Consider the following 24219-nt stretch of genomic DNA (forward strand, 5'->3'; position numbering starts at 1 on the left):
TGGAGGACATCATGTTCGGATTGTCCCTACCCACTGTCCCCTTCCTACCCTTCCTGTCCGGCCGCAGTTCTGCGGTCGAGAACGAACCGCTCGTCCTCGACCACGACAGTGTCGAGGAGATCGGCCGCGAACTCGACGCGCTGCGGGAGCAGACGCTCGCATCACTCGGTGACGAGGACCGCGAGTACCTCTACCGGATCATCAGGGCGCAGCGCGGATTCGAGATCGCCGGTCGCGGTCTGCTCTTCGTCGGATTCCTCCCGCCCGCATGGGTCGCCGGTGTCGCGGCGCTGAGCGTGTCGAAGATCCTCGACAACATGGAGATCGGGCACAACGTCATGCACGGTCAGTACGACTGGATGCGGGAACCGTCGCTGAATTCCCGTGTCTTCGAATGGGACACGGTGTGCCCGTCGGACCAGTGGCGACACTCGCACAACTACGTGCACCACACCTACACCAACATCCTGGGCCAGGACCGCGACATCGGATACGGGATCCTGCGCATGGACCCGGCCCAGAAGTGGCATCCCTACTATCTCGGCAACCCGGTCTACGCGACCGCCCTCATGTTCCTGTTCGAGTGGGGCGTGATGATGCACGACGCGGAGGTCGACCGGATCGTCGCCGGCAAGCGGTCGTGGCGCGACGTGATCCCGATCGCGAAGGGATGGTGGCGCAAGGCCCGCCGTCAGGTGATCAAGGACTACATCGCGTTCCCACTGCTGAGCGGCCCGATGTTCGTCCCGACCCTGCTGGGCAACGTCACCGCCAACGTGGTGCGCAACGTGTGGGCGTACTCGATCATCTTCTGCGGCCACTTCCCGTCCGGCGTGCAGTCCTTCACCGAGGAGGAGACCGCCGACGAGACCCGTGGTGAGTGGTACGTCCGGCAGATGCTGGGCAGCGCGAACATCACCGGTTCCCCGCTGTTCCACATCATGTCCGGCAACCTGTCGCACCAGATCGAGCACCACCTGTTCCCCGACCTGCCGGCGCACCGCTATCCGGAGCTCGCCCCGAAGGTCAGGGAACTGTGCGACAAGCACGGACTTCCGTACAACACCGGTGGCCTCACCGCCCAGGTGACGTCGGTGTGGAAGAAGATCTTCACGCTTGCTCTCCCGCCCGGCTGGTTCGCGCCCGAACCCGAGTCGCAGGTGATCATCCAACGTCGTCGCTCCACCGATCGCCGGCTCGACGATGCGGGTACCCTCGCGGACGACACGATCGAGGGGGTCGACCATGGTGGGAAGATTCGAGCGTAACAAGGACACGATCCAGGAGGTCACCGAGTCGGCGGCCACCCACGTCGGCGCAATCGCGGGGATCATCACCGGAGCGGTCCGCGATGTCACCCGTGAGATCGGTGAACTGATCACCGACGCGATCGAGATGCGGGAGGCTGCTCGCGCGGCGCGCGACGACGAGGAACGCGGAGAAGGGCCGGCGACGTCGGATCGTCGCTCGGCCCCTCCCACGGAATAGCGGATCGGAACAGCGGATCGAGTTCCTACCGCGCGGGGACGCTCGAGGTGGTGCGGGTGACGAACCCGGCCACCTCGTCGCGCATCTCGCCGCTGCGCGGCACCGCACCCGACATCCAGAAGGCGCCGTGCACGAGCCCGTCGAACCGGCGGATCGTCACGTCCACGCCGGCCTCGCGTAGCCGTCGTCCGTAGAGCTCACCTTCGTCGCGGAGCACCTCGTTCTCGGTGGTGATCACCAGGGTCGGTGGCAGGCCGTCGACACCGGCCGCGCGTGCGGGAAGCGCATACGGAGTATCTGCGTCCTCGGGTGAGGTGAAGTACCGGTCGAGGAACCAGTCCATGTCGGCTGCCGTGACGATGTACCCCTCGGCGAACTCGTGGCGCGAGGGCAGGTCGGCAGCGCGGTCCAGCGCCGGGTAGATCAATACCTGTCCGCGCAGCGCCGGTGCGCCTTCGTCACGGACCCGCAACGCGACTCCTGCTGCGAGGTTGCCACCGGCGCTGTCGCCCATCACCACCAGGTTGTGCGGGTCGCCGCCGTGCGCGGCGATGTGCGCGGTGACCCACTGCAACGCAGCCCACGCGTCGTCGGCCGCTGCGGGGAACGGATGTTCCGGCGCCAGGCGGTATCCCGCGGTCACGACGGTGGCCCCGGTCGCGCGGGCGACCGCCCGCGCCGGTTCGTCCACGACGGTGAGGTCACCCGCGACGAACCCGCCGCCGTGGAAGTAGAGCACCACCGGACGCGGCCCGGTGTCGGCCCCGGGGGTGTAGATCCGGAGGGGGAGACGGGTGCCGTCGCTCTCGTAGTGGGTCTCGTCCACACGCTCGACGTCCTGCGGTGGGAGTTGGAGGTCGGTGAAGGTCGCGATCGTCGCGCGGACCTGATCGACCGTCATCTGCGAGAACGACGTGAATCCCTGCTGCCGAAGTCCTGCGATGAGGCCGGCGGCGTGGTCGTCGAGTGCCATGGGTGGTTTCCTTCCGGGAGGTGGGGGAATTCGGTGCTCTACGAGGCGGCCGGGACGGTGGCTCGTGCGGGGGCGAGGTCGAAGCCGACGTAACCGCCTTCGACAACCTCGGCGCAGACCTGCCGGTAGGTCGGGGCACCACCGAGGTAGACCATGCAGGCACGCGGTTTGCCGGGGATGTTCGCGCCCATGTACCACGAGTCGGTCTGCGGCAGCAGCGTCTGCTCGGCGATCTCGGTGGTGGTGCGCACCCAGTCGGCTTCGGCGTCGGGGGTGGGTTCGATGACGTCGAGATCGTGTGCGCGCAGGTACGCGATCGCGTCGGTCGCGAAATCGACGTGGTCCTCGATCGCCAGCGGCATGTTGTAGAGCACCGAGGGCGACTGCGGTCCGGTGATCGTGAACAGGTTGGGGAACTCGTTGCTCATGATGCCGAGATAGGTGCGCGGCCCGTGTGCCCACCTGTCGGCCAGGCGCACACCGTTGCGGCCGCGGATGTCCATGGCCATGAGCGGTCCGGTCATCGCGTCGAAGCCGGTCGCGAGCACGATGGTGTCGACCTCGTAGGTGTGATCGCCGACGCGCACACCGGTTTCGGTGATCTCGCTGATCGGGGTGCTCTTCACGTCGACGAGGTGCACATTGTCGCGGTTGTAGGCCTCGTAGTAGTTCGTCTCGAGCGGGGGACGTTTCGTGGCGTAGGCGTAGCCTCGGGGTGCGAGCGTGTCTGCCGTGGCAGGGTCCTGCACCCGCTCGCGGATCCGTTCGCGGATGTACTCGGCGGCGGTGTCGTTGGCCTTCCTGTCGAAGAGGATGTCCTGGAAGCTGTCGATGAACAGGCGGAACCCGCCCGCGTTCCAGCGTTCGTCGAACACCCGCCGACGCTCCTCGGCATCGACGGCGAGCGCCGACGGCTGCACCTGGTCGAACGGAACACCCAGGAAGTGGTTGCGTGCGGCCTCTCGCAGTTCGGGGTAGACCTTCTTGGCGTCGTCGAGCACCTGCGGGTCGAGCGGGCCGTTCCCGAGTGGGGTGGCGAACTGCGGTGTGCGCTGGAAGACCACCAGTTCCGCGGCCTGTTGCGCGATCAGAGGGATTGCCTGGATCCCACTGGCGCCGGTGCCGATGATCGCGACGCGCCTGCCGGTGAAGTCGACGGGTTCGTGCGGCCAGTTACCGGTCAGCAGCACCTGTCCGCGGAAGTTGTCGATGCCTCCGAACTCGGGCTTCTTGGGGACCGAGAGGTTGCCGGCGCCGGAGATGAACCACCGGGCCGTCACGGTCTCGCCGGTGTCGGTACGGACCGTCCACCACGAATTGTCGTCGTCCCAATGCACACCGATCACCCGCGTGCCGAACGTGATCGTCTTCCGAAGATCGAAGCGATCGGCCACATGGTTCAGGTAGCGGAGGATCTCCGGTTGCCCGGCGAACTTCTCGCTCCACTGCCATTCCTGCTGCAGGTCCTCGTCGAACGAGTACGAGTAGTGGATCGACTCGATGTCGCAGCGGGCGCCGGGATAGCGGTTCCAGTACCAGGTGCCACCCACATCGTCGCCGGCCTCGAAGACCCGCACGGACATGTTCATCCGGTCGCGCAATCTGTGCAGCGCGTACAGGCCGGCGAAACCGGCTCCTACGACGACGACGTCGGTGTCGGGGGTGATGGAGGAAGTGGTCATCTGTCCTGGCTCCTCGGTATCGGGGATGTGGCTCCGGCGGGTGAACCGAAGGTCTGCATCGACGATGACGTGGATCACACTCATGGACTCGGGGTGAATTACCCCATTCGATACCTGTGTTGGCCGTCACACGACCACCCGGGTATGTTGGGCCCACTATCTCTGAGAAGCGTGACGATGGAATCTGCCCTGTCGGAATCTGCACCACCCCGCACCGCGGGGCCCACCCGTTCGGTGACGACCTTCGTCGGTCGCCGTCGCGAGATCGACGAGGCCCGGTCGTGTCTCCAGCGGACCCGGCTGCTGACGATCCTCGGTCCGGGCGGAGTGGGGAAGACCCGGGTGGCCGAGGAACTGGCGGTGCGTACCTCGCGGGCGTTCCGTGATTCGTTCCGCTGGATCGATCTGGCGGTGGTGCGGGATCCGGAGTCCGTTCCCTCGGCTGCGGCGGCCGCTCTGGGCGTGACCGACCAGTCCACCAGACCCGTGATGGACAAGATCATCGATCGTCTCCGCGACCAGCACATGCTGATCGTGGTCGACAACTGCGAACACCTGATCGCGACCGTGGCCGACTTCGTCGCTGCCGTCCTCGGTGATGCACCGGAGGTGCGGATCCTCGCAACGAGTCGTGAGCCGCTCGCGGTGGCAGGGGAGACGGAGTATGTGCTTCCACCTCTGACGACACCGGAGGGATCGACGGGGAACCGGGCGGCCGATCTCGAGCGGTTCGAAGCGGTGGGTCTGCTTGCGGAACGGGCTCGGCAGGTGGTCCCGGACTTCGAGGTGACCGATGACAATGCCGATGCCGTGGCGCAACTGTGCATCGCGCTCGACGGCGTGCCGCTCGCTCTCGAACTCGCGGCCACCCGGCTGCGTTCGTTGTCTCCGGCACAACTCGTCGACCGACTCGATCGTCGTTTCGCACTGCTCACCGGAGGCAGTCGCGTGGCGGTGCCACGGCAGCAGACGTTGCGCGCCCTGATCGACTGGAGCTACGAACTGTGCTCCGACGCCGAGCGGACGCTGTGGGCGCGGTTGTCGGTGTTCACCGGCAGTTTCGACCTCGAAGCCGCGGAGACCGTCTGCGCCGACGACGATCTGCCGAGCGAGCAGGTCATCGACCTGCTCGACAGATTGATCGCGAAATCGCTTGTGGGTGTCGATCGTTCGTCGTCGGTGTTGAGATACTCGCAATTGGTGACCGTGCGCGAGTACGGACACGAACTGCTCGACGCCCGCGGGGAACGCGAGCAGCTGTACCGGCGGCATTGCGAGCACTATCTCGACCGTGCCCGCCGCTGCGCCGAGAGCTGGTACGGGCCGAGACAATCCGCCCTGCTGTCGTCGATGCGCGCCGACCACGCGGATTTCATGGCCGCGCTCGACCGGTCGATCCGGAACGACGACGAACTCGCCACGGGGGCGGCACTCGCCGTCGCGCTGCGCTATCACTGGATCGCGGGCGGCTACCTGTCCACCGGGCGGGCCCGGCTCGAACGACTCCTGCAACGACTTCCGCTCTCGAGCAGCGAGCGCGGCAACGTGCTGTGGGTGACCGCGTGGACGGCTCTCATCCAGGGAGATCGCGACGGAGCGGCGGTCCACCTCGACGAGTGTCGTTCGATCGCAGACGAATCCGGCGACGTACGGTTGCGGGCTCATTGCGATCACTGGAGCGCTCTGCACGCACTGTTCTGCGGGGCGACGGCCGAGGCGATCGACCTCTACCTCCGTGCGGCCCGGGTGCATCGTGCGCACGGCGACCACGCCGCCCACCTGACCTGCCTGTTCCAGCTGGCGATGGCGCAGACCTACGACGGGCGACTCGACGACGCCCTGGAGACGTGCGCTCGTGTCGTCGAGATGGCGGATCAGCACGGCGAGCGGTGGAACAAAGCCTATGCGCTGTGGGTCTCGGGACTCGCCCATTTCCGTCTCGGGCGCCTCGACTCCGCGGTCGACGCGGCGAACGGTGCCCTGGCCGTACAGCGCGACTTCGAGGACAAGATCTGCACGGCGCTGTCGCTCGAGTTGCTGGCCTGGTCGGCGGGCGCCGAAGACGATCCGGAGAAGGCGGCACGGCTGTTCGGGGCCGCACGGACGGTGTGGCAGCTCCTCGGTACGACGATCGCAGCATTCGGACCGCATATCGAGCAGGACTCGATCGCAGCGGAACGTCGCCTCCGGGACAAGGTGGGCGAGACGGACTCCGTCGGATCGCCTCACCCGCAGTCCGGCACGACCATCGTCGATCTCGTGGACAGCGCGCTGGAGCCGAGGAAGTCCTCGGGGAGACGGGCCTCGCGTGCTCCGGTCTCCGAACGGCGGCACCGCGGTGGAGGCGAGTCCGCCTCCCGGACATCCCCACTGACGAAGAGGGAGCAGGAGATCGCGGGACTCGTCGCCGGAGGTCTGAGCAATCGCGCGATCGCCGACCGGCTCGTGATCTCACGCCGGACCGTCGACGGTCACGTCGAACGGATACTCGACAAACTCGGCGTGCACTCCCGCACACAGGTCGTCTCGTGGTTGCACGGCCACGAAGCGCCCCGAGTGTGAGCGAGCAGGGCGGCGATCCGGATCAGGACCGGGCCGAGGCCGACTCCCGGCGTGCTGCGGGTACCTTCGTGATCATCGTGAGCACGACCGATACGAGCGCGATGATGCCGATGGTGGTGTAGGCGAGGGTGTAGGCCTTGTCGTCACCGAGGAGCGTGGACGCGATGATCGGACCGATGATGCCGCCGATGCTCCACCCGATGAGCATCAGGCCGTAGATGGCGCCGGCGTTGCGGACCCCGAAGAAGTCGCCCGCACTGGCGGGCATGGTGCCGAATGCGCCGCCGTAGCAGAGATAGATGATCGCGGCCAGGATCGAGAACAACACCACGCCGGTGGCATGCGGCAGCACGATCAGGCACACGCCCTGCAGTACCAACAGGGCAGTGAAGGTCTTCATCCGGCCGATGCGGTCGGAGATCGCCGCCCACACGATCCGGCCGGCGCCGTTGAAGATCGCGAGCACGCCCACGAGGGCCGCCGCGCCGGAGGCGCTGAAACCGGCGATGTCGGACGCACTCGGCTTCGCCTGCGAGATCAGGGAGATGCCGGCGGTCACGCACAGGGTGAGGATGGCGGTCAGGAGGTACCACTGGGGCGTGCGGAGGGCCTCGCCCTGGGTGTACTCCTTGCCGCGGTCCGCTCCGCCGCCGTCGCGGCCGACGGGGTCGAAGCCCGGCACGGTGTACCCCTCGGGCGGGTTGCGGAAGAGTGCCGCACCGGCCAGCGACATCACGAGGTAGGCGATACCCAAGGGCAGGAAGGCGCTCGTGGGATCGTCCGGATTCCGGTCGATGAGCCACTGCGCGACCGGCGAGGTGAGCACGGCGCCGAACCCGAAGCCGCCCACCGCGAGTCCGGTGATGAGACCGGTCTTGTCGGGGAACCACTTCTGCAGCATGGCGATCGGGACGATGTACGCGAAGCCCAGCCCGAAACCGCTGATGATGCCGTACCCGAGGATGAGCAGCCAGTAGTCGTCGGCTCCGTCGGTGAACGAGGCGAGGAGGATGCCGAGTGCGTAGATGATGCCGCCGATCAACGCGACGACCCGGGGACCTTTCAGGTCCTGCAGTCGGCCACCGAGATAGGTGCCGATGAAGATCATGCCGATGGTGACGGTGAACGGCAGTGAGGCCCGGACCGTGCTCAGTTGCCAGGAGTCGGCGCTCTCGAGGGCTCCGCCGAAGACCGACCACGCGTAGACCGCGCCGATCGAGAACTGCAGCAACAGACCCCCGGCGACGAGGAGCCAGCGGAAGCTGCCCGGAGGCTGTGCCGTCGCGGCGTCGCCGTGTGGTTCGCGCGTGGGCTTGCCGGAGTCCATGCGTTCTCCTTCGTCCTGCCCGCGAGCCGGATCTCAGCTGCGGTAACGAACGGGTTCCCCGCGATCGACTCGTTCACGCTGGGGAACGACGGTGTACTTGGGATCCTTCGCCGACGCGATGCCGGCCTCGTAGACTCCGACTCGCGTGCACAGCGAACCGACCATGAGTGCGGCACCGGACACTGCCGACACCATCCGATTGCGGCGGCCGACGAGTGCGCCGAGCGCGCCGGCCACCGTCAATGCCTTACTGGCCTTCATCAATCGCCCGGGGCGGCCCTGGTGGAGCGTCTCGGCCGACAGGCCCATCGACTTCTCCATCTGCTGCTCGGTCGCGAGTTCGACGAGCGCACCGCCGACGGCGAAGGCGCGCGCTGGCCCGGCCTCGGCGACCGGCGCACCCAGCAGTCCGAGACCACCCGATGCGGCCGCCGCCGACCCACAGAACACGAAGGGGATTTCCTTGTAGGCGGAGTGCCAGGCAGGGGTTGCGGTGTCGGACAACAGGACTCCGGTGTAGGCGGCGACCGGCGGTGCCGTCAGCGCACCCACGATCCCGGCGGGCCGGCCGAGGGCGAGCAGCAGGCGCACCGGTCCGCGCTTCCATCGGGCGGGGAGGATCTCGGCGATCTCCGCGACCGCCGCGACGCCCGCGAACGGACCGTGCAGCGACAGGATCCACGTCCCGACCGACATCGGGGAGGTCGGTTTGGCGACCCGCAGCATGTTGAGGAAGCGGCTCGGTTTGCCGAGATCGTGGACCAGCGCACCGACACTGACGAGCAGCGATGTGAGCGAACCGAATCGGGCGACGCGACGGAGGGCGGGCCGCCCCGTGAGATCGGCACCCGCAGCGAGCAGCGAACTGCCTGCGGCCACGCCGCCGGTGAACAGATAGATCGCGATGTCGTGTTCCCACGGAGCCGGTTTCACGATCTGGCGTCCGTAATAGGACTCGAAGTCGGCCTCCGGCACCATCACCCGGTCGCCGCCGCGACCACCTCCGGACCGGCGGGGGTTGCCGGGGCTGCCGCCGTGCTGCACCTGGGTCATCAGCGCCTCCTCCTCAGGAAGGACGCGGCGGCGCCCGCCAGCATCGCGACCGCTGCCACGGCGGCGCGGGTCCACATCTCCGGCAGATCCTTGGTCGTCACCACCGGATCCGGCGGCAGGCCGTAGACCTCCGGTTCGTCGAGGAGCAGGAAGAAGGCGCCGGTCCCGCCGACCCCGTCCTCGGGATCGTTGCCGTAGAGCCGTGCCTCGCTCACGCCGCGCTCGTGCAGGGCAGCCAGCCGTTCCTCGGCGCGAGCGCGCAGTTCCTCGACGTCGCCGTACTGGATCGACTCCGTGGGGCACGCCTGCGCGCAGGACGGGGTCTGGCCGTCGGTGAGCCGGTCGTAGCACAGCGTGCACTTCTGGGCGATACCGACCTTCGGGTCGCCCTCCGGACCCTTGCGGCGGTCGATGACGCCGTACGGGCAGGCGGCCACGCAGTATCCGCAGCCGTTGCAGATGTCGTCCTGCACGACCACCGTGCCGAACTCGCTGCGGAACAGCGACCCGGTCGGGCACACGTCGAGGCACGCCGCGTGGGTGCAGTGCTTGCACACGTCCGAGGACATCAACCAGCGGAAGTCCGGCTTCTCCTCCTCCGGAAGTTCCGTCGGGGTCGCGCCGACGGTCGGCATCCCCAGCGAGACCGGGGGTTTCGACTCCGCAGGGCGCTCGATGAAGGCGACGTGCCGCCACTGGTTGGCGTTGAGCGAATGACTGTTGTCGTACGAGGTACCGAGCATCGCGAAGGCGTTCTCGGGGACGTCGTTCCACTCCTTGCAGGCCACCTCGCAGGCCTTGCACCCGATGCACACACTGGTGTCGGTGAAGAAGCCCTTGCGAGCCGGCGGATCCTCGTACCCGGCATCGGGTGCCGGGTCGATCGGTCCGAAGAAGCTGTTGGGGCCGGTCACTCGTCCTCCTCCGGGGCACGTGGGTCGTCCGAGGCCTCCGGGGCACGGGGGTCGTCCGAGGCCGTATCGCCGTCCGGGACGGTCACGATGGGTGGGTACACGTGATCGGTTACCCCCGCCCGCCGCGCATATCCCTCGACGTACTCCCGCAGTGCCGTTCCGGACGGTCGGCGTCCTGCCCGGACGTCGCACGTACCGACCTTGGTCTCCTGGATGAGCACGTTGGGGTCCAACGTGATGCCGAACAGATCGTTGGTCGAGTCGCCGGTCACCATGCCGCCGCTGCCCCAGTGATAGGGCATCCACACCTGGTGGACGGTCCGTCCCTCCACCTTCAGCGGGCGCAACCGCTCGGTCACCAGCACCCGGCCCTCGATCGCGGAGCGGGCGGTGACGACGTGGCACCAGCCCATGTGCTCGAGTCCGCGTTCGGCCGCCAGGGCAGGGGAGACCTCCACGAACATCTCCGGTTGCAGTTCGGCGAGATGTTCGAGATAGCGGCTCATCCCGCCCGCGGTGTGGTGCTCGGTGAGGCGGCTCGTCGTGAACACGAAGGGGAACACGTCGACGTGGTCCTCGGGCGGTGAGGGGTTCATCGGGTTGTCGTCGCGGCGGTACTCCTTGCGCGTCGGGTTGGCCTGCTGCGCGTAGAGCGGGTTGCGGAACGGCGACTCCACCGGTTCGTAGTGCGTCGGCATCGGACCGTCGACGAGCCCCTGCGGCACGTAGAGGGCGCCTTTGCCGTCGCCCTGCATGATGAACGGGTCGATCCCTTCGAGCGCCTCGACACCGTCGGCGCCTTCGGGGGAGCGGTAGCTCGGCGGCTTCGTCTTCTCGAAGTCCGGAACATCCGCACCCGTCCACTGCTGCGCGTCGTCGTCCCACCACACGTAGGCCTTGCGTTCGCTCCACGGCCGGCCCTCGGGGTCGGCGGAGGCCCGGTTGTAGAGAATGCGGCGGTTCATCGGCCACGCCCAGCCCCACTCTGGAGCCACGAACGACTGCTCGTGCCGGGACTTGCGCCGGTTGGCCTGGTTGACGCCGTCGGCGTAGACCCCGGTGTAGATCCAGCAGCCACCGAGGGTGGAGCCGTCGTTCTTCATCTCGGTGAACGACGACAGCGGCCGGCGGGTCGCGACGTCGTAGCCGTTGATCTCCATGAGCACCGCGTCGGCACTGGGCTCGTCGTACTCGCCGTGCACGGGGTAGTCCCACGCCAGGTCGAGCAGCGGCCGGTCGCGCTCGTCGGTCGACTCGGCCAGACGCTCCCGCATCATGCGGCCGAGGTGGTAGAAGAACCACAGTTCCGAGCGGCAGTCCTCCGGTGGTTCGACGGCCTTCTCCCGCCACTGCAGCATCCGTTGGGTCTGCGTGAAGGTGCCTTCCTTCTCGGCGTAGGAGGCCGCCGGGAAGAGGAACACCTCGGTGGGGCACTCCTCGGTCACGATCTCACCGGTCTCGATTTCCGGGGAGTCCTTCCAGAAGTTGGCGCTCTCGATCTCGAACAGGTCGCGCACCACGAGCCAGTCGAGGTTAGCCATCCCGAGCCGCTGGGCGCGCCCGTGGGCGGAGCCGACGGCCGGGTTCTGCCCGAGGAGGAAGTAGCCCTTGACCTTTCCGTCGATCATGTCGAGCACCGAACGGTAGGTGCCGTGGTCGCCGGTGATCTTCGGCATGTAGTCGAAGCAGTAGTCGTTGTCGGCGGTCGCCGCGTCGCCCCAGTAGGCCTTGAGCAGGTTCACCGCGTAGGCGTCGGCCTTCGACCAGAAACCCTTGCTGCCCGGGTTGCGCACGCTGTCGACCCAGTCCGTGAACGAGTGGTGCTTGTTCGCGTCGGGCATCGGCAGGTAGCCGGGCAACAGGTTGAACAGCGTCGGGATGTCGGTCGAGCCCTGGATGCTGGCGTGACCACGCAGCGCCATGATGCCTCCGCCGGGGCGGCCCATGTTGCCGAGCAGCAGCTGCAGGATCGCGCCGGTGCGGATGTACTGCACACCGACACTGTGCTGGGTCCAGCCCACGCTGTAGACGAGCGCCGTCGTCCGCTCCCGGCCGGAGTTCTCGGTCCACGCGCGGCAGACGTCGAGGAAGTCCTCCTGCGAGACGCCGCACACCTGCTCGACCACCTCGGGGGTGTAGCGGGCGAAGTGCCGCTTGAGCACCTGGTAGACGCACCGCGGGTGCTGCAGCGTCTCGTCGCGCCTCGGATGACTCGACGTCTGCATGCCGTGGGACTCGTTCTGCAAACCCGCGGCGGTCTCCCGATGCTCGGCGTGCTCGTCGGAGCCGTTGGCCTGCGACTTGTGCAGGTCGCCGGATTCGTCCTCCACGTCGTACTGCCAGCTCGTCGGATCGTAGGTCCGCTTCTCGGGGTCGAAGCCCGAGAAGAGCCCGTCGAGATCGTCGGTGTCCTCGAACTTGTCGCTGACGAGCACCGCGGCGTTCGTGTAGTTGACCACGTACTCGCGGAAGTCCAGCTCGTTGCTCAGGACGTAGTTGACGATGCCTCCGAGGAAGGCGATGTCGCTGCCTACCCGGATCGGGACGTGCTTGTCCGCCACTGCGCTGGTACGGGTGAAGCGCGGATCGATGTGGATGACGCGGGCACCACGCTTCTGGGCCTCCACGACCCACTGGAAGCCCACCGGGTGGGCCTCGGCCATGTTGGAACCCTGGATGATGATGCAGTCAGCGTTTGCAAGGTCGGCCGTATAGCCGGTGGCGCCGCCGCGTCCGAAGCTGGTCCCCAGACCGGGGACGGTGGCGGAGTGTCATATGCGGGCCTGATTCTCGATCTGGACCGCCCCCATCGCTGTGAACAGCTTCTTGATGAGGTAATTCTCTTCGTTGTCCAGCGTGGCACCGCCGAGGCTGGCGATACCCATCGTGCGCCGGACACGGTGGCCCTTGTCGTCGAACTCCTGCCAGGTCTCGCGGCGGGTCTTCAGCACGCGGTCGACGACCATCTCCATGGCCGTGTCGAGATCGAGGTCTTCCCATTCGGTGCCGTAGGGCCGGCGGTAGCGGACCCGGGTTTCGCGCAGCTCGCTGGTGACGAGGTTCTTGCTCGCCGAACCCTTGGGGCACAGTCGCCCGCGGTTCACCGGGCTGTCGGGATCGCCTTCGATCTGGACGACCTGTTCGTCCTTGACGAAGATCTTCTGTCCGCATCCGACAGCGCAGTAGGGGCACACGCTGCGGGCGACACGATCGGCGGTGGAGGTGCGCGGTTCGATCTCCTCGGTACGACGGGACCGTGCGGCCTTGCCGCGCCCGAGCAGATCCTTGCCGAGGAACTGGCGCAGGACGGGCCAGGGGAGGGACGTGTCCTTCTCCGCCATCGGTGCTCCTTTCCTGCGCTCTCGTTCCGAAGCTACCGTCTACCCCCGGTTCGTGCCGGTTAATCCGGTGCAGGTGTGTCGGCATGTCCGACGATGAACGGGGTCAGCGCACCCGGATCGCGTGTTCGTCCGCGGGGACCACCTCGCCGATGACCGGATGGCCGGGCAGCTCACCGACGACCAGCAGACCGCCGGACGTCTGGGCGTCGGCGAGCAGGAGCAGTTCGTCGTCGTCCACCTCGGAGTCGACCGCGTCGCGTACCCAGTCGAGATTGCGCCGGCTCCCGCCGGGGACGAATCCCTCCGCGAGCGACTCCCGCGCCCCGGCGACGTACGGCACGGCCGCGGAGTCGATCACGGCGGTCGTACCGCTGGCCCGCATCATCTTCATCAGGTGCCCGAGCAGACCGAAACCGGTGACGTCGGTGGCGGCTCGGACACCGGCCTCGTGCGCGAGTTGCGCCGCCTCGCGGTTGAGAGTCGTCATCACCGCGACCGCTTCCTCGAAACGCTCGCCGGTGGCCTTGTGCCGGTTGTTCAGGATGCCGAGACCGAGCGGCTTGGTGAGAGTCAGGGGCAGGCCGGGCGTGGCAGCGTCGTTGCGCAGCAGGCGATCCGGATCGCCCAGACCGGTCACGGCCAGCCCGTACTTCGGCTCCCGGTCGTCGATGCTGTGCCCGCCGGCGAGATGAGCACCCGCCTCGGCGCACGCGTCGGCGCCACCGCGCATCACCTCGGCGGCGAGTTCGAACGGGATGAGTTCGCGCGGCCAGCCCAGGAGGTTGACCGCGATGATCGGCGTGCCACCCATCGCGTAGACGTCGGACATGGCGTTGGTGGCGGCGATCCGTCCCCAGTCGTAGGCGTCGTCGACGACCGGGGTGAAGAAGTCGGCCGTCACGATGACGGCCCGGCCACTCCCGTCGGGCGTTGGTTCGATCCGGACCGCGGCACCGTCGTCGCCGTTCTCCACGCCCACCAACAGTTCGCCGGCGGCCCGTCCACCCTGCAGACCGCCGAGCACCCGTTCGAGTTCACCCGGCGGAACCTTGCATGCGCAACCGCCGCCGGCGGCGTACTGGGTGAGTCGGATGGCGCCCTCGGGAAGGTCGACGTGTGCGGTCATGAACCCAAACATACGGGCGAGTCGTAACCGAGGGCCCGACTTCGGTTAGGGTGAGCGCGGAGGTGGTTCTCGTCTGGTGACGGTCGCGGTCTTCAAAACCGTTGTGGCCCAGTATCTGGGCTGGGCGGGTTCGATTCCCGTCCGCCTCCGCCAAATGTTTTCGTCGACCGTGGGATGGGGAGCGCGTGCCGGATCCGAGACGGGACGTTCCCCGCACCGACCAGGTCCTGGCCGATCCGCGCCTGCGCGAGGCCGTCGACCGGCTCGGCGCCCGACTGGTCAAGCAGACCGTCGTCGCGGCCCAGCAACGGTGCCGCGACGGCGAGATCGGGCCCGATGCCGTCGCCGACGTCGCGGTCGCGTCGCTGCCGCAACAGGCGACCACCCTGCGCCGCGTCGTCAATGCGACCGGCGTGGTGGTGCACACCAATCTCGGTCGCGCCCCGCTGTCCCGAGCGGCGGTCGAGGCCGTGTCCACCGCGGCGGGTGCCACCGACGTCGAACTCGACCTGGCCACCGGCCGGCGCGGACGGCGAGGACGCGGCGCCCTCGAGGCGCTCGCCGAACAGGTACCCGACGCCGGTGGCGTCCACGTCGTCAACAACGGTGCCGCGGCTCTCGCCCTGGTCACCCGGGTGCTTACACGCGGTGGTCGCTCGATCGTGATCGCACGGGGCGAACTGGTCGAGATCGGTGACGGCTTCCGGATCCCGGAACTGCTGGAATCCGTGGGCGCGACGCTGCGTGAGGTCGGCACCACCAACCGCGTGCGCCTGAGCGACTACGCCGCGGCCGTCGACGACGACACCGCCTTCGTCCTCAAGGTGCACCCCTCGAACTTCACCGTCAGCGGCTTCACGTCGTCGGTGTCGGTCCGGGAACTCACCGGGCTCGGACCGCCCGTCGTGGTCGACATCGGATCCGGGCTGCTCGCGCCGCATCCGCGATTGCCGAACGAACCCGACGCCACCACCGCGCTGCGTGCCGGCGCCGACCTGGTGACCGCCTCGGGCGACAAGCTCCTCGGCGGCCCGCAGGCCGGCCTGCTGCTCGGGCGGGCCGAACTCGTGGAACGCCTGCGGCGCGACCCGTTCGCGCGGGCACTGCGCGTCGACAAGCTCACCCTGGCCGCTCTCGAAGCGACCCTGACGGGACCGATGCCACCCGTGGCGGCGGCGCTGGCCTCCCGCCCGGAGGATCTCCACGCCCGCGCACAGGCGATCTGCGTGGCATTGCCACCGGAGTGCGACCCCGAGGTGGTCGACTCCGACGGCGTCGTCGGGGGCGGCGGCGCCCCGGACGTCGTCCTGCCGAGCGTCGCGATCGCCCTGCCCGAACATCTCGCACTCCCGTTGCGGCTCGGTGAGCACCCCGTCGTCGGCCGCGTCGAACGCGGCCGGTTGCTGCTCGACCTGCTCGCGGTCGACCCCGCCGAGGACGGCGAGTTGATCGACGCCGTGACGCGCGTGGCTACTCGCGAAGGATCCTGATGCACGTCGTCGCGACCGCCGGTCACGTCGATCACGGCAAGTCGACGCTGGTCGAGGCGCTCACCGGTGCAAATCCGGACCGGCTCGCCGAGGAACGGCGACGAGGACTGACCATCGAGCTCGGCTACTGCTGGACGTCCTGGCCCGAGGTGGGGGAGGTCGCCTTCGTCGACGTCCCCGGACACGAGCGATTCCTCACGACGATGCTCTCCGGAGTGGGATCGGTCCCGGCCGCGCTGTTCGTGGTGGCCGCCGACGATCCGTGGATGCCGCAGGCGGCCGAACACCTCGCAGCGCTCGACGCGCTCGGCGTTCGTCACGCGGTCGTCGCCGTCACCCGCGCCGATCTCGCCGATCCGGGACCCGCGGCCGCGCGGGCCGCGGCGGAGGTCGCCCGTACGAGTCTGGCGGGGGCTCCCGTCGTCGCCGTGAGCGGGCGGACCGGGATGGGCCTCGACGATCTCCGGGGCGCACTGACGACGATGGTCGCCTCGCTTCCGGACCCCGATCCGCAGGCCGACGTCCGGCTCTGGGTGGATCGCCGGTTCACCGTGCGTGGATCCGGAACCGTCGTCACCGGAACACTTCCCGCGGGCACGGTGCGCGTGGGGGACACCCTCGCGCTCGGGGACACACCGCTGCGGGTCCGCAGCCTGCAGGCACTCGGTCGCGACCGGACCGCGGTGAGCGGCGTGGCCCGGGTCGCCCTCAATCTCGCCGGCCGGGTCGACGACCTGGGGCGGGGCAGTGTGCTCGTCACGCCCGGCGCGTGGCACCACACCTCCGTCGTCGACGTTCGGATCAGCGGCGACGACCGGCCGCCCGTCGCTCCGGTGCTGCACATCGGAGCCGCGGACGTCGGTGTCCGGTGCCGTCCGCTGGGCGACGATCTCGTCCGGCTCACCCTCGACCGCCCGTTGCCCCTGCGGATCGGCGACCGCGCCCTGCTGCGCGACCCGGGCCGCCGGATGATCTGGCGGGCCGACGTTCTCGATCCCGATCCACCCCGATTCCGGCGTCGCGGCGCGGCGGCACGCCGTGCGCTGCAACTGGCGGGGGCCGACGGGACGCCGCGCCTGGACGACGAACTCGCCCGCCGCGGACTCCTGCATCGGCAACGGTTGCGACAGTTGGGCATCCCGCTCGAACGGGGAGAGCACCTGACGGTCGGGCCGTGGCTCGTCGCACCCGGCCTCGCGAAGGCCGTCGCCGACCGGCTGCCCACACTCGTGCAGGCCCATGCCCGCGCCCACCCACTGGATCCGGCGGCGCCGTTGACGGTGCTGGCGTCGCAGCTTCGTCTTCCCACACCCGACCTCGTCCGAGCGCTGGTGCGACCTCCGCTCGAAGTGGTCGGGGGACGGGTGATCGCCCCCGGTGCCGACGGTCTACCGCCGAAGATCCGCAAGGCCGTCGAGCAGGTGCGCCGCGATCTGTCGGCCGCTCCGTTCGCGGCTCCGACCGCCGATCGCCTGCGCGAGCTCGGCCTCGACGACCGCGCCCTCGGGGCGGCCGAACGCAGCAGACGGTTGTGGCGGGCGGGCCCGGGCATCGTCCTGCTCCCCGACGCCGCCGACACGGCCGTGGAGCTGCTGGGCGAATTGGACCAGCCCTTCACGACCAGTGCCGCGCGCGAGCGGCTGGGAACGACACGGCGGGTGGTCCTGCCGCTGCTCGACCGGCTCGACAAGGCGGGTCGCACACGCCGGCTCCCCGACGACCGCCGCGAGATCGTCCGCTAGAACAGCCGTCCCCGCCCTCCCCGAGGCGAGGATTCTTCACCCGAAACACGAAGTGCGGGTACCGAACTCGTCGGTACCCGCACTTCGCATGAAGAATCGGTCGTCAGATGACGCACGGTGCGAACACAGCGTCAGATGACGCCCAGTGCGAACATGGCGTCGGCGACCTTCACGAAGCCGGCGATGTTGGCGCCGTGGACGTAGTCGCCCGGCTTGCCGTACTCGGCGGCGGTCTCGACGCACCGGCCGTGGATGTCGGCCATGATGCCGGCGAGGCGCTCGTCGGTGTAGTCGAAGTGCCACGAATCGCGCGAGGCGTTCTGCTGCATCTCCAGCGCGGAGGTCGCCACGCCACCGGCGTTGGCGGCCTTACCGGGTGCGAAGGCGACTCCGGCGTCACGGAAGACGCTGATGCCGCCCGGGGTGGTGGGCATGTTGGCGCCCTCGGCGACGATCTTCACGCCGTTGTTGACGAGGGTCTTGGCCGACTCCTCGTCGAGCTCGTTCTGCGTGGCGCACGGCAGTGCGACGTCGCAGGGCACGTTCCAGATGTTACCGCCGGGGAAGAACTCGGCGTCGCCGCGCTCGTCGACGTACTCGGAGATGCGTCCGCGGCGGACCTCCTTGATCTCCTTGAGGAGAGCAACGTCGAGGCCCTTGCGGTCGACGATGTAGCCGGAGGAGTCGGAGCACGCGATCGCGGTGCCGCCGAGCTGGTGGATCTTCTCGATGGCGTAGATCGCGACGTTGCCCGAACCCGAGACGACGGCGGTGCGGCCCTCGAGCGAGGTGCCGGCGGTCTTGGCCATCTCGTTGACGAAGTAGGCCGCGCCGTAACCGGTGGCTTCCTTGCGCACCTGCGAACCACCCCAGGTGAGGCCCTTGCCGGTGAGCACGCCGGACTCGTAGGAGTTGGTGAGGCGCTTGTACTGGCCGAACAGGTAGCCGATCTCGCGGCCGCCGACGCCGATGTCACCGGCCGGGACGTCGGTGTACTCACCGATGTGGCGGTGCAGCTCGGTCATGAACGACTGGCAGAAGCGCATGATCTCCTGCTCGGAGCGACCCTTGGGGTCGAAGTCCGAGCCGCCCTTGCCGCCGCCGATGGGCAGACCGGTGAGCGCGTTCTTGAAGATCTGCTCGAAGCCGAGGAACTTGACGATGCCGAGGTTGACGCTCGGGTGGAAGCGCAGGCCACCCTTGTAGGGGCCGAGAACGCTGTTGTACTGCACGCGGAAGCCACGGTTGACGTGGACATTGCCCTGATCGTCGATCCACGGCACGCGGAAGATGATCTGCCGCTCCGGCTCGCACAGGCGCTCGATCAGGCCGGATTCGAAGTATCCGGGGTGACGCTCGAGCACGACATGCAGAGACTCGAACACTTCGGCCGCAGCCTGGTGGAATTCGGGTTCACCTGCGTTGCGGGCCTTGACCTGCTCGTAGATCTCTTCGATGCGGTCCGATGTCGACACGCCCACCTACCTGACTCTGTGAGGATTCTGTAACAAGGGTTTTACGACGAAAACTATAGGGTGTGGCCCTTAGCATGTGTTAGCCCGCCTCCAAGGTGGGATGAGAAACACACGGTCCGAACGGCCTGTCCGTCGGGCGGATTGCCCGGTTCATCGGTACGATGTGCGACCCCGCGGCGGGCGCTGCGCCGACGGTCGGAGGTGCCCCCGGCAGGACTCGAACCTGCGACCTAGAGATTAGAAGGCTCTTGCTCTATCCATCTGAGCTACGGAGGCGCGGCCAGAATCTTAGCGGGTGCTTCCTGCGGTCGCCGCACACACCCTCGTACCCGCCGGGATCAGCGCTCGAGCGTGCTGCCGCGTTCGTCGTCGGGGCTCGATTCGCCCCGGGGAATGTCCACTCGACCGGTCTTGAACCGCTGGATGAGATGGTCGATTCCGACACCCAGGACCACTGCGACGCAGATGGCGACCGCGGCGCCGAACAGCGGCTGCGATTCGAACCAGCCGCCGACGAGACGCCCCACGAACGCCGAGTACAGCGCCCAGGTCGTACCGCCGAGGATCGTGAGGGGCACGAACTTCTGTCGCGGGTAGCGGGTCGCTCCGGCCGTCATGTTCACGGCGATCCGACCGATCGGGATGTATCGCGCCGTGAGGATCACTGCGGCGCCGCGCTTGTCGAGTCCGCGCCGCGCCCACGCGAAGGCGGCCTGCGCCTTCGGGCGGCGCATCCACCGGAACCGTTCGGTGCCGACCTTCCGTCCGATCGCGTAGGCGATGTTGTCGCCGATGATCGCGCCGAGCGCCGCCAGCACGATGACGATCCACAGATAGGGACGTCCCGTCGAACCCGAGAGGGACGACAGGGTGACCAGGACGGTCTCGCTGGGCACCGGTGGGAAGAAGCCGTCGAGCGTGCACACGGCGAAGAGCAACGGGTAGACCCACAGGGCTGCGGCCTGGCCGATGATGAATTCGTTGATCACGTCCATGGATATGCGTGGTGCTCCCGTCGCGTCGGCCGGTCGGCTCCTTCCACGCTATCCGCTCGCGCCGCCGAGAGCTCCTGACGAGGACGGTCGGCTCTCCACTCGCCGCCCCGGACATGGGGGTTCGGTCCAGATCGTCCGTTTCGCCCCACGGATCGTGGCTCGGGACTAACCTGGGCGCCGAAGGGGGAAGTGCGGACGGATCGGCGGGGGACAACCGATGCGTCCGCCCGAGGGTGGGAGTTCTTCATGCAGGTTCCTGGCCCGTTCGAATACGCGCGCGCAACCGGAGTGGAGCACGCCGTCGAGTTGCTCGACCGGCACGGAGAAGGTGCCCGCGTCGTCGCCGGCGGACACAGCCTTCTCCCGATGATGAAACTGAGGCTCGCGAATCCGGAATACCTGATCGACATCAACGACCTCGGGGACGAACTCGACCACATCACGGTCGAACCCGAGGTCGTTCGCATCGGTGCCCTCGTGCGCCACCGTCGACTGCTCGAATCCGACGAACTCGCCGGCATCTTCCCGATCTTCCGGGACGCGGAGAAGGTCATCGCCGATCCGGTCGTCCGCAATCGCGGGACGCTCGGAGGGTCGATCTGCCAGGCCGACCCCGCCGAGGACCTGTCGACGGTCTGCGCGGTGCTCGGTGCGACATGCGTCGTCCGCGGGCCGGCGGGTGTGCGCGAGCTCGCCTTCGACGACTTCCATCTCGGTGCCTACGAGACGGCCGTCGCTCCGAACGAGTTGCTCGTGGAGGTGCGACTGCCGCGGAAGGGCACCGCCTCCAGCGCGTACGAGAAGGTCGAGCGTCGCGCGGGGGACTGGGCGGTGGCCGCGGCGGGCGCCGCGCTGTGGATGTCGGACGACGGACGCATCGCCGACGCGCGTGTCGGGCTGACGGCGGTGCGCGCCGACGAGGCGGCGCTGTCGAGGGTGTCCGAGCTGTTGCGCGGCTCGCCGGTCTCGGAGGAGTTGTTCCGCGAGGCGGGAGCGGCGGCCGCGTCGGCATGCGATCCCGAGACCGATCAGCGCGGCACCGCCGCCTACAAGCGTCACCTCGCATCGGAGTTGACGGTGCGGGCCCTGCGCCGATCCGCCGAACGTCTCGGCGCCACCGAAAGGGTGTGAACCGATGCAGATCTCGATGACGGTCAACGGCGACAGTGTCACCGCCGACGTCGAACCCCGGACACTGCTCGTGCACTTCCTGCGCGACCACCTCGGTCTGACCGGAACGCACTGGGGATGCGACACGAGCAACTGCGGAACGTGTGTCGTCGCCGTGGACGGCGAGCCGGTGAAGTCGTGCACCACGCTGGCGGTCATGGCCGCCGGCCACGAGGTGCTCACCGTCGAGGGACTCGAACGCGACGGTGTCCTCGACCCCGTGCAGGAAGGCTTCGTGCGTTGCCACGGACTGCAGTGCGGCTTCTGCACCCCGGGAATGATGATCACCGCGCGGTCCCTGCTCGACCGCGATCCCGACCCCGACGAGGCGACCATCCGCGAGGCGATCTCCGGGCAGATCTGCCGCTGCACCGGCTACACCACCATCGTCCGGTCGGTCCGGTGGGCCGCCGAACACTCCTCGAAGGCGCAACCCACGGAGGTGTCGTGATGACCGCGGTCGAACCGGACACACGTCCGGAGGAACAGGACAACGATCGCAAGCCGTGCGGACACGGCCGGATGCTGCGCAAGGAGGACCCGCGGTTCGTGCGCGGCCGCGGCAACTACGTCGACGACGTCCGGCTGCCCGGCATGCTGCATCTCGCGGTGCTCCGATCGCCGGTCGCGCATGCTCGCATCAACGGCATCGACACGTCCGCCGCCCTCGCGCACCCGAAGGTGCGGGCGGTGATCACGGGCGCCGATCTGGCCGAGAAGGGGCTCGCCTGGATGCCGACGCTGTCGAACGACGTACAGGCCGTGCTGGCCACCGACAAGGTGCGCTTCCACGGTCAGGAGGTCGCCTTCGTCGTCGCCGACGACCACTACTCGGCGCGCGACGCCCTCGAACTGATCGACGTCGACTACGAGATGCTCGACCCGGTCGTCGACGTGCGCACGGCCCTGTCGCCCGAGGCACCGGTGATCCGGACCGATCTCGACGGCAAGACCGACAACCACTGCTTCGACTGGGAAGCCGGCGATGCCTCGGCGACCGACGCGGTCTTCGCGAAGGCCGACGTCGTCACCCGGCAGGAGATCGTCTATCCACGCGTGCATCCAGCGCCGATGGAGACCTGCGGTGCGGTCGCCGACTACGACCGGATCTCCGGGAAGCTGACGCTCTGGTCCACCACGCAGGCCCCGCACGCCCACCGCACGCTGTACGCGCTGGTCGCGGGTCTGCCCGAGCACAAGATCCGCGTCATCTCACCCGACATCGGCGGAGGATTCGGCAACAAGGTCCCCATCTACCCCGGCTATGTCGGGGCGATCGTTGCCTCGCTGGTCACCGGGCACCCGGTCAAGTGGATGGAGGACCGCAGCGAGAACCTCATGAGCACCGGCTTCGCGCGCGACTACATCATGGTCGGCGAGATCGCGGCGACGAAGGAAGGCCGCATCCTCGCGATCCGGTCGCGGGTCCTCGCCGATCACGGCGCCTTCAACGCCACCGCCGCCCCGGTGAAGTATCCGGCCGGCTTCTTCGGTGTGTTCACCGGCAGCTACGACATCGAGGCCGCCTACTGCCACATGACGGCCGTCTACACGAACAAGGCACCCGGCGGCGTCGCCTACGCCTGCTCGTTCCGCATCACCGAGGCCGTGTACTTCGTCGAACGGCTCGTCGACTGCCTCGCCCACGACCTCGACATGGACCCCGCGGAACTGCGCCTGAAGAACCTCCTGCGCCCCGATCAGTTCCCCTACGCGAGCAAGACCGGCTGGAAGTACGACTCGGGCGACTACGAGACCACCATGCGCAAGGCCATGGACATCGTCGGCTACGACGAACTGCGCCGCGAACAGGCCGAACGCCGCGCGCGGGGTGAGCTGATGGGTATCGGCATGTCGTTCTTCACCGAGGCCGTCGGAGCCGGTCCGCGCAAGGACATGGACATCCTCGGTCTCGGCATGGCCGACGGATGCGAACTACGCGTCCATCCCACCGGCAAGGCCGTCGTGAGGTTGTCGGTGCAGTCGCAGGGACAGGGGCACGAGACGACCTTCGCGCAGATCGTCGCGGAGGAGATCGGCATCCCGCCCGACGACATCGACGTCGTGCACGGCGACACCGACAACACCCCGTTCGGGCTCGGCACCTACGGAAGTCGATCGACACCGGTGTCCGGGGCGGCCGCCGCGCTCGTCGCGCGGAAGGTGCGCGACAAGGCGAAGATCATCGCCGCGGGCATGCTCGAGGTCTCGGTCGCCGACCTCGAATGGGAGAAGGGCCGCTTCCACGTGAAGGGCGACCCGGGAGCGTCGGTGACCATCCAGGACATCGCGATGCGCGCCCACGGCGCCGGCGACCTGCCGGAGGGTCTCGAAGGTGGTCTCGAAGCGCAGATCTGCTACAACCCCGAGAACCTCACCTACCCCTACGGGGCCTACTTCTGCGTCGTCGACGTCGATCCCGGCACCGCGCAGGTGAAGATCCGCCGGTTCCTGGCGGTGGACGACTGCGGCACCCGCATCAACCCCATGATCATCGAGGGCCAGGTGCACGGCGGCATCGTCGACGGGATCGGCATGGCCCTGATGGAGATGATCGCGTTCGACGAGAACGGCACCTGCCTGGGCGGTTCGTTCATGGACTATCTGATCCCCACGGCCCTCGAGGTGCCGACGCTCGAGACCGCGTTCACCGTCACCCCGTCGCCGCACCATCCGATCGGCGCGAAGGGCATCGGCGAATCCGCCACCGTCGGTTCGCCACCCGCGATCGTCAACGCGGTCGTCGACGCGTTGAAGCCGTTCGGCGTCCGGCACGCCGACATGCCGCTGACGCCGTCGCGGGTGTGGGAGGCCATGCAGGGCCGCGCGACCCCGCCGATCTGAGCGACGCGAGCGGAGGATGTCAGTGGAGCGATCGGAG

At 68.3% G+C, this 24219-nt stretch carries 17 protein-coding genes and 2 tRNA genes; 9 read left to right on the forward strand and 10 right to left on the reverse strand.

All coding sequences use genetic code 11. The annotated features are described in order from the left end of the window. Window positions 1–11: 11 nt before the first annotated feature. Together C6Y44_RS09020 and C6Y44_RS09025 are read left to right on the forward strand one after the other, a co-directional pair. Window positions 12–1268, forward strand: coding sequence for a fatty acid desaturase family protein (locus tag C6Y44_RS09020; protein ID WP_159418665.1), 1257 nt, complete (start codon window positions 12–14; stop codon window positions 1266–1268). Beyond that, window positions 1246–1488: a hypothetical protein gene (locus C6Y44_RS09025; protein ID WP_120282158.1), complete on the forward strand. Its 243-nt coding sequence runs from the start codon at window positions 1246–1248 to the stop codon at window positions 1486–1488. Before C6Y44_RS09020 ends, C6Y44_RS09025 begins: the two co-directional genes overlap by 23 nt. Before the next feature lie 25 nt (window positions 1489–1513). Here the strand turns inward: C6Y44_RS09025 and C6Y44_RS09030 are convergent, their stop codons facing one another. Both C6Y44_RS09030 and C6Y44_RS09035 read right to left on the reverse strand, forming a co-directional pair. Further along, window positions 1514–2461 (reverse strand): alpha/beta hydrolase, encoded by a 948-nt coding sequence (locus tag C6Y44_RS09030; RefSeq protein ID WP_159418664.1) that lies wholly within the window; start codon window positions 2459–2461, stop codon window positions 1514–1516. Window positions 2462–2499: 38 nt separating this feature from the next. After that, window positions 2500–4143, reverse strand: coding sequence for a flavin-containing monooxygenase (locus C6Y44_RS09035; RefSeq protein WP_159418663.1), 1644 nt, complete (start codon window positions 4141–4143; stop codon window positions 2500–2502). A 177-nt stretch (window positions 4144–4320) separates the two neighbouring features. Between C6Y44_RS09035 and C6Y44_RS09040 the strand changes: the two genes are divergently transcribed. Further along, complete coding sequence (locus C6Y44_RS09040; RefSeq protein WP_225623765.1) at window positions 4321–6705, forward strand: ATP-binding protein; 2385 nt, start codon at window positions 4321–4323, stop codon at window positions 6703–6705. A 22-nt stretch (window positions 6706–6727) separates the two neighbouring features. On the opposite strand, the gene C6Y44_RS09045 is transcribed toward C6Y44_RS09040, so the two are convergent. The 5 genes from C6Y44_RS09045 to selD form a co-directional block, all read right to left on the reverse strand. Then, window positions 6728–8032 (reverse strand): L-lactate MFS transporter, encoded by a 1305-nt coding sequence (locus C6Y44_RS09045; protein WP_159418662.1) that lies wholly within the window; start codon window positions 8030–8032, stop codon window positions 6728–6730. A 33-nt stretch (window positions 8033–8065) separates the two neighbouring features. Then, window positions 8066–9085 (reverse strand): NrfD/PsrC family molybdoenzyme membrane anchor subunit, encoded by a 1020-nt coding sequence (gene nrfD, locus C6Y44_RS09050; protein ID WP_159418661.1) that lies wholly within the window; start codon window positions 9083–9085, stop codon window positions 8066–8068. Continuing rightward, window positions 9085–9999 carry a 4Fe-4S dicluster domain-containing protein gene (locus C6Y44_RS09055; protein WP_159418660.1) on the reverse strand — a complete coding sequence of 305 codons (915 nt, stop codon included), beginning with the start codon at window positions 9997–9999 and terminating at the stop codon, window positions 9085–9087. Before C6Y44_RS09055 ends, nrfD begins: the two co-directional genes overlap by 1 nt. Then, window positions 9996–13340 carry a formate dehydrogenase gene (fdh, locus tag C6Y44_RS09060; RefSeq protein ID WP_225623766.1) on the reverse strand — a complete coding sequence of 1115 codons (3345 nt, stop codon included), beginning with the start codon at window positions 13338–13340 and terminating at the stop codon, window positions 9996–9998. The genes C6Y44_RS09055 and fdh overlap by 4 nt, the downstream gene beginning before the upstream one ends. Window positions 13341–13443: 103 nt before the next feature. Continuing rightward, window positions 13444–14466: a selenide, water dikinase SelD gene (gene selD, locus C6Y44_RS09070; protein WP_159418657.1), complete on the reverse strand. Its 1023-nt coding sequence runs from the start codon at window positions 14464–14466 to the stop codon at window positions 13444–13446. A 58-nt stretch (window positions 14467–14524) separates the two neighbouring features. Here selD and C6Y44_RS09075 point away from each other — a divergent pair. From C6Y44_RS09075 to selB, 3 genes are all read left to right on the forward strand, one after another. Continuing rightward, window positions 14525–14619 (forward strand) — tRNA-Sec (locus tag C6Y44_RS09075). A gap of 32 nt (window positions 14620–14651) precedes the next feature. Continuing rightward, a complete protein-coding gene (gene selA / locus C6Y44_RS09080; protein ID WP_159418656.1) occupies window positions 14652–15956 on the forward strand; it encodes an L-seryl-tRNA(Sec) selenium transferase in 1305 nt (434 codons plus the stop codon). Next, window positions 15956–17698, forward strand: coding sequence for a selenocysteine-specific translation elongation factor (selB, locus tag C6Y44_RS09085; RefSeq protein ID WP_159418655.1), 1743 nt, complete (start codon window positions 15956–15958; stop codon window positions 17696–17698). Before selA ends, selB begins: the two co-directional genes overlap by 1 nt. Before the next feature lie 131 nt (window positions 17699–17829). On the opposite strand, the gene gdhA is transcribed toward selB, so the two are convergent. From gdhA to C6Y44_RS09100, 3 genes are all read right to left on the reverse strand, one after another. Continuing rightward, entirely contained in the window at window positions 17830–19173 is a 1344-nt protein-coding gene (gene gdhA / locus C6Y44_RS09090) for an NADP-specific glutamate dehydrogenase (protein WP_060651241.1), read from the reverse strand. 202 nt (window positions 19174–19375) lie between these two features. Next, window positions 19376–19449, reverse strand: a tRNA-Arg gene (locus tag C6Y44_RS09095). A 62-nt stretch (window positions 19450–19511) separates the two neighbouring features. Further along, entirely contained in the window at window positions 19512–20168 is a 657-nt protein-coding gene (locus tag C6Y44_RS09100) for a DedA family protein (RefSeq protein WP_120282167.1), read from the reverse strand. 246 nt (window positions 20169–20414) lie between these two features. Between C6Y44_RS09100 and C6Y44_RS09105 the strand changes: the two genes are divergently transcribed. The 3 genes from C6Y44_RS09105 to C6Y44_RS09115 are packed head-to-tail and all read left to right on the forward strand — an operon-like array spanning window position 20415 to window position 24182. After that, window positions 20415–21299 carry an FAD binding domain-containing protein gene (locus tag C6Y44_RS09105; RefSeq protein ID WP_159418654.1) on the forward strand — a complete coding sequence of 295 codons (885 nt, stop codon included), beginning with the start codon at window positions 20415–20417 and terminating at the stop codon, window positions 21297–21299. Between the two features lie 4 nt (window positions 21300–21303). After that, on the forward strand, window positions 21304–21789 hold the full coding sequence (locus C6Y44_RS09110) for a (2Fe-2S)-binding protein (protein ID WP_159418653.1): 486 nt from the start codon (window positions 21304–21306) through the stop codon (window positions 21787–21789). After that, on the forward strand, window positions 21789–24182 hold the full coding sequence (locus tag C6Y44_RS09115; protein ID WP_159418652.1) for an aerobic carbon-monoxide dehydrogenase large subunit: 2394 nt from the start codon (window positions 21789–21791) through the stop codon (window positions 24180–24182). The genes C6Y44_RS09110 and C6Y44_RS09115 overlap by 1 nt, the downstream gene beginning before the upstream one ends. Window positions 24183–24219: the final 37 nt, after the last annotated feature.

The organism is Rhodococcus rhodochrous, assembly GCF_014854695.1.
In the GTDB taxonomy this organism is placed as follows: domain Bacteria; phylum Actinomycetota; class Actinomycetes; order Mycobacteriales; family Mycobacteriaceae; genus Rhodococcus.

What these genes read in the sequence shown, in the direction of transcription:
- C6Y44_RS09035 (WP_159418663.1), bottom strand. Translation starts at nt 4,143, where the DNA reads ATGACCACTTCCTCCATCACCCCCGACACCGACGTCGTCGTCGTAGGA.
- C6Y44_RS09025 (WP_120282158.1), top strand. Translation starts at nt 1,246, where the DNA reads ATGGTGGGAAGATTCGAGCGTAACAAGGACACGATCCAGGAGGTCACC.
- C6Y44_RS09105 (WP_159418654.1), top strand. Translation starts at nt 20,415, where the DNA reads ATGCAGGTTCCTGGCCCGTTCGAATACGCGCGCGCAACCGGAGTGGAG.
- C6Y44_RS09040 (WP_225623765.1), top strand. Translation starts at nt 4,321, where the DNA reads ATGGAATCTGCCCTGTCGGAATCTGCACCACCCCGCACCGCGGGGCCC.
- C6Y44_RS09110 (WP_159418653.1), top strand. Translation starts at nt 21,304, where the DNA reads ATGCAGATCTCGATGACGGTCAACGGCGACAGTGTCACCGCCGACGTC.
- selD (WP_159418657.1), bottom strand. Translation starts at nt 14,466, where the DNA reads ATGACCGCACACGTCGACCTTCCCGAGGGCGCCATCCGACTCACCCAG.
- C6Y44_RS09020 (WP_159418665.1), top strand. Translation starts at nt 12, where the DNA reads ATGTTCGGATTGTCCCTACCCACTGTCCCCTTCCTACCCTTCCTGTCC.
- C6Y44_RS09115 (WP_159418652.1), top strand. Translation starts at nt 21,789, where the DNA reads ATGACCGCGGTCGAACCGGACACACGTCCGGAGGAACAGGACAACGAT.
- selB (WP_159418655.1), top strand. Translation starts at nt 15,956, where the DNA reads ATGCACGTCGTCGCGACCGCCGGTCACGTCGATCACGGCAAGTCGACG.
- C6Y44_RS09045 (WP_159418662.1), bottom strand. Translation starts at nt 8,032, where the DNA reads ATGGACTCCGGCAAGCCCACGCGCGAACCACACGGCGACGCCGCGACG.
- nrfD (WP_159418661.1), bottom strand. Translation starts at nt 9,085, where the DNA reads ATGACCCAGGTGCAGCACGGCGGCAGCCCCGGCAACCCCCGCCGGTCC.
- C6Y44_RS09030 (WP_159418664.1), bottom strand. Translation starts at nt 2,461, where the DNA reads ATGGCACTCGACGACCACGCCGCCGGCCTCATCGCAGGACTTCGGCAG.
- C6Y44_RS09100 (WP_120282167.1), bottom strand. Translation starts at nt 20,168, where the DNA reads ATGGACGTGATCAACGAATTCATCATCGGCCAGGCCGCAGCCCTGTGG.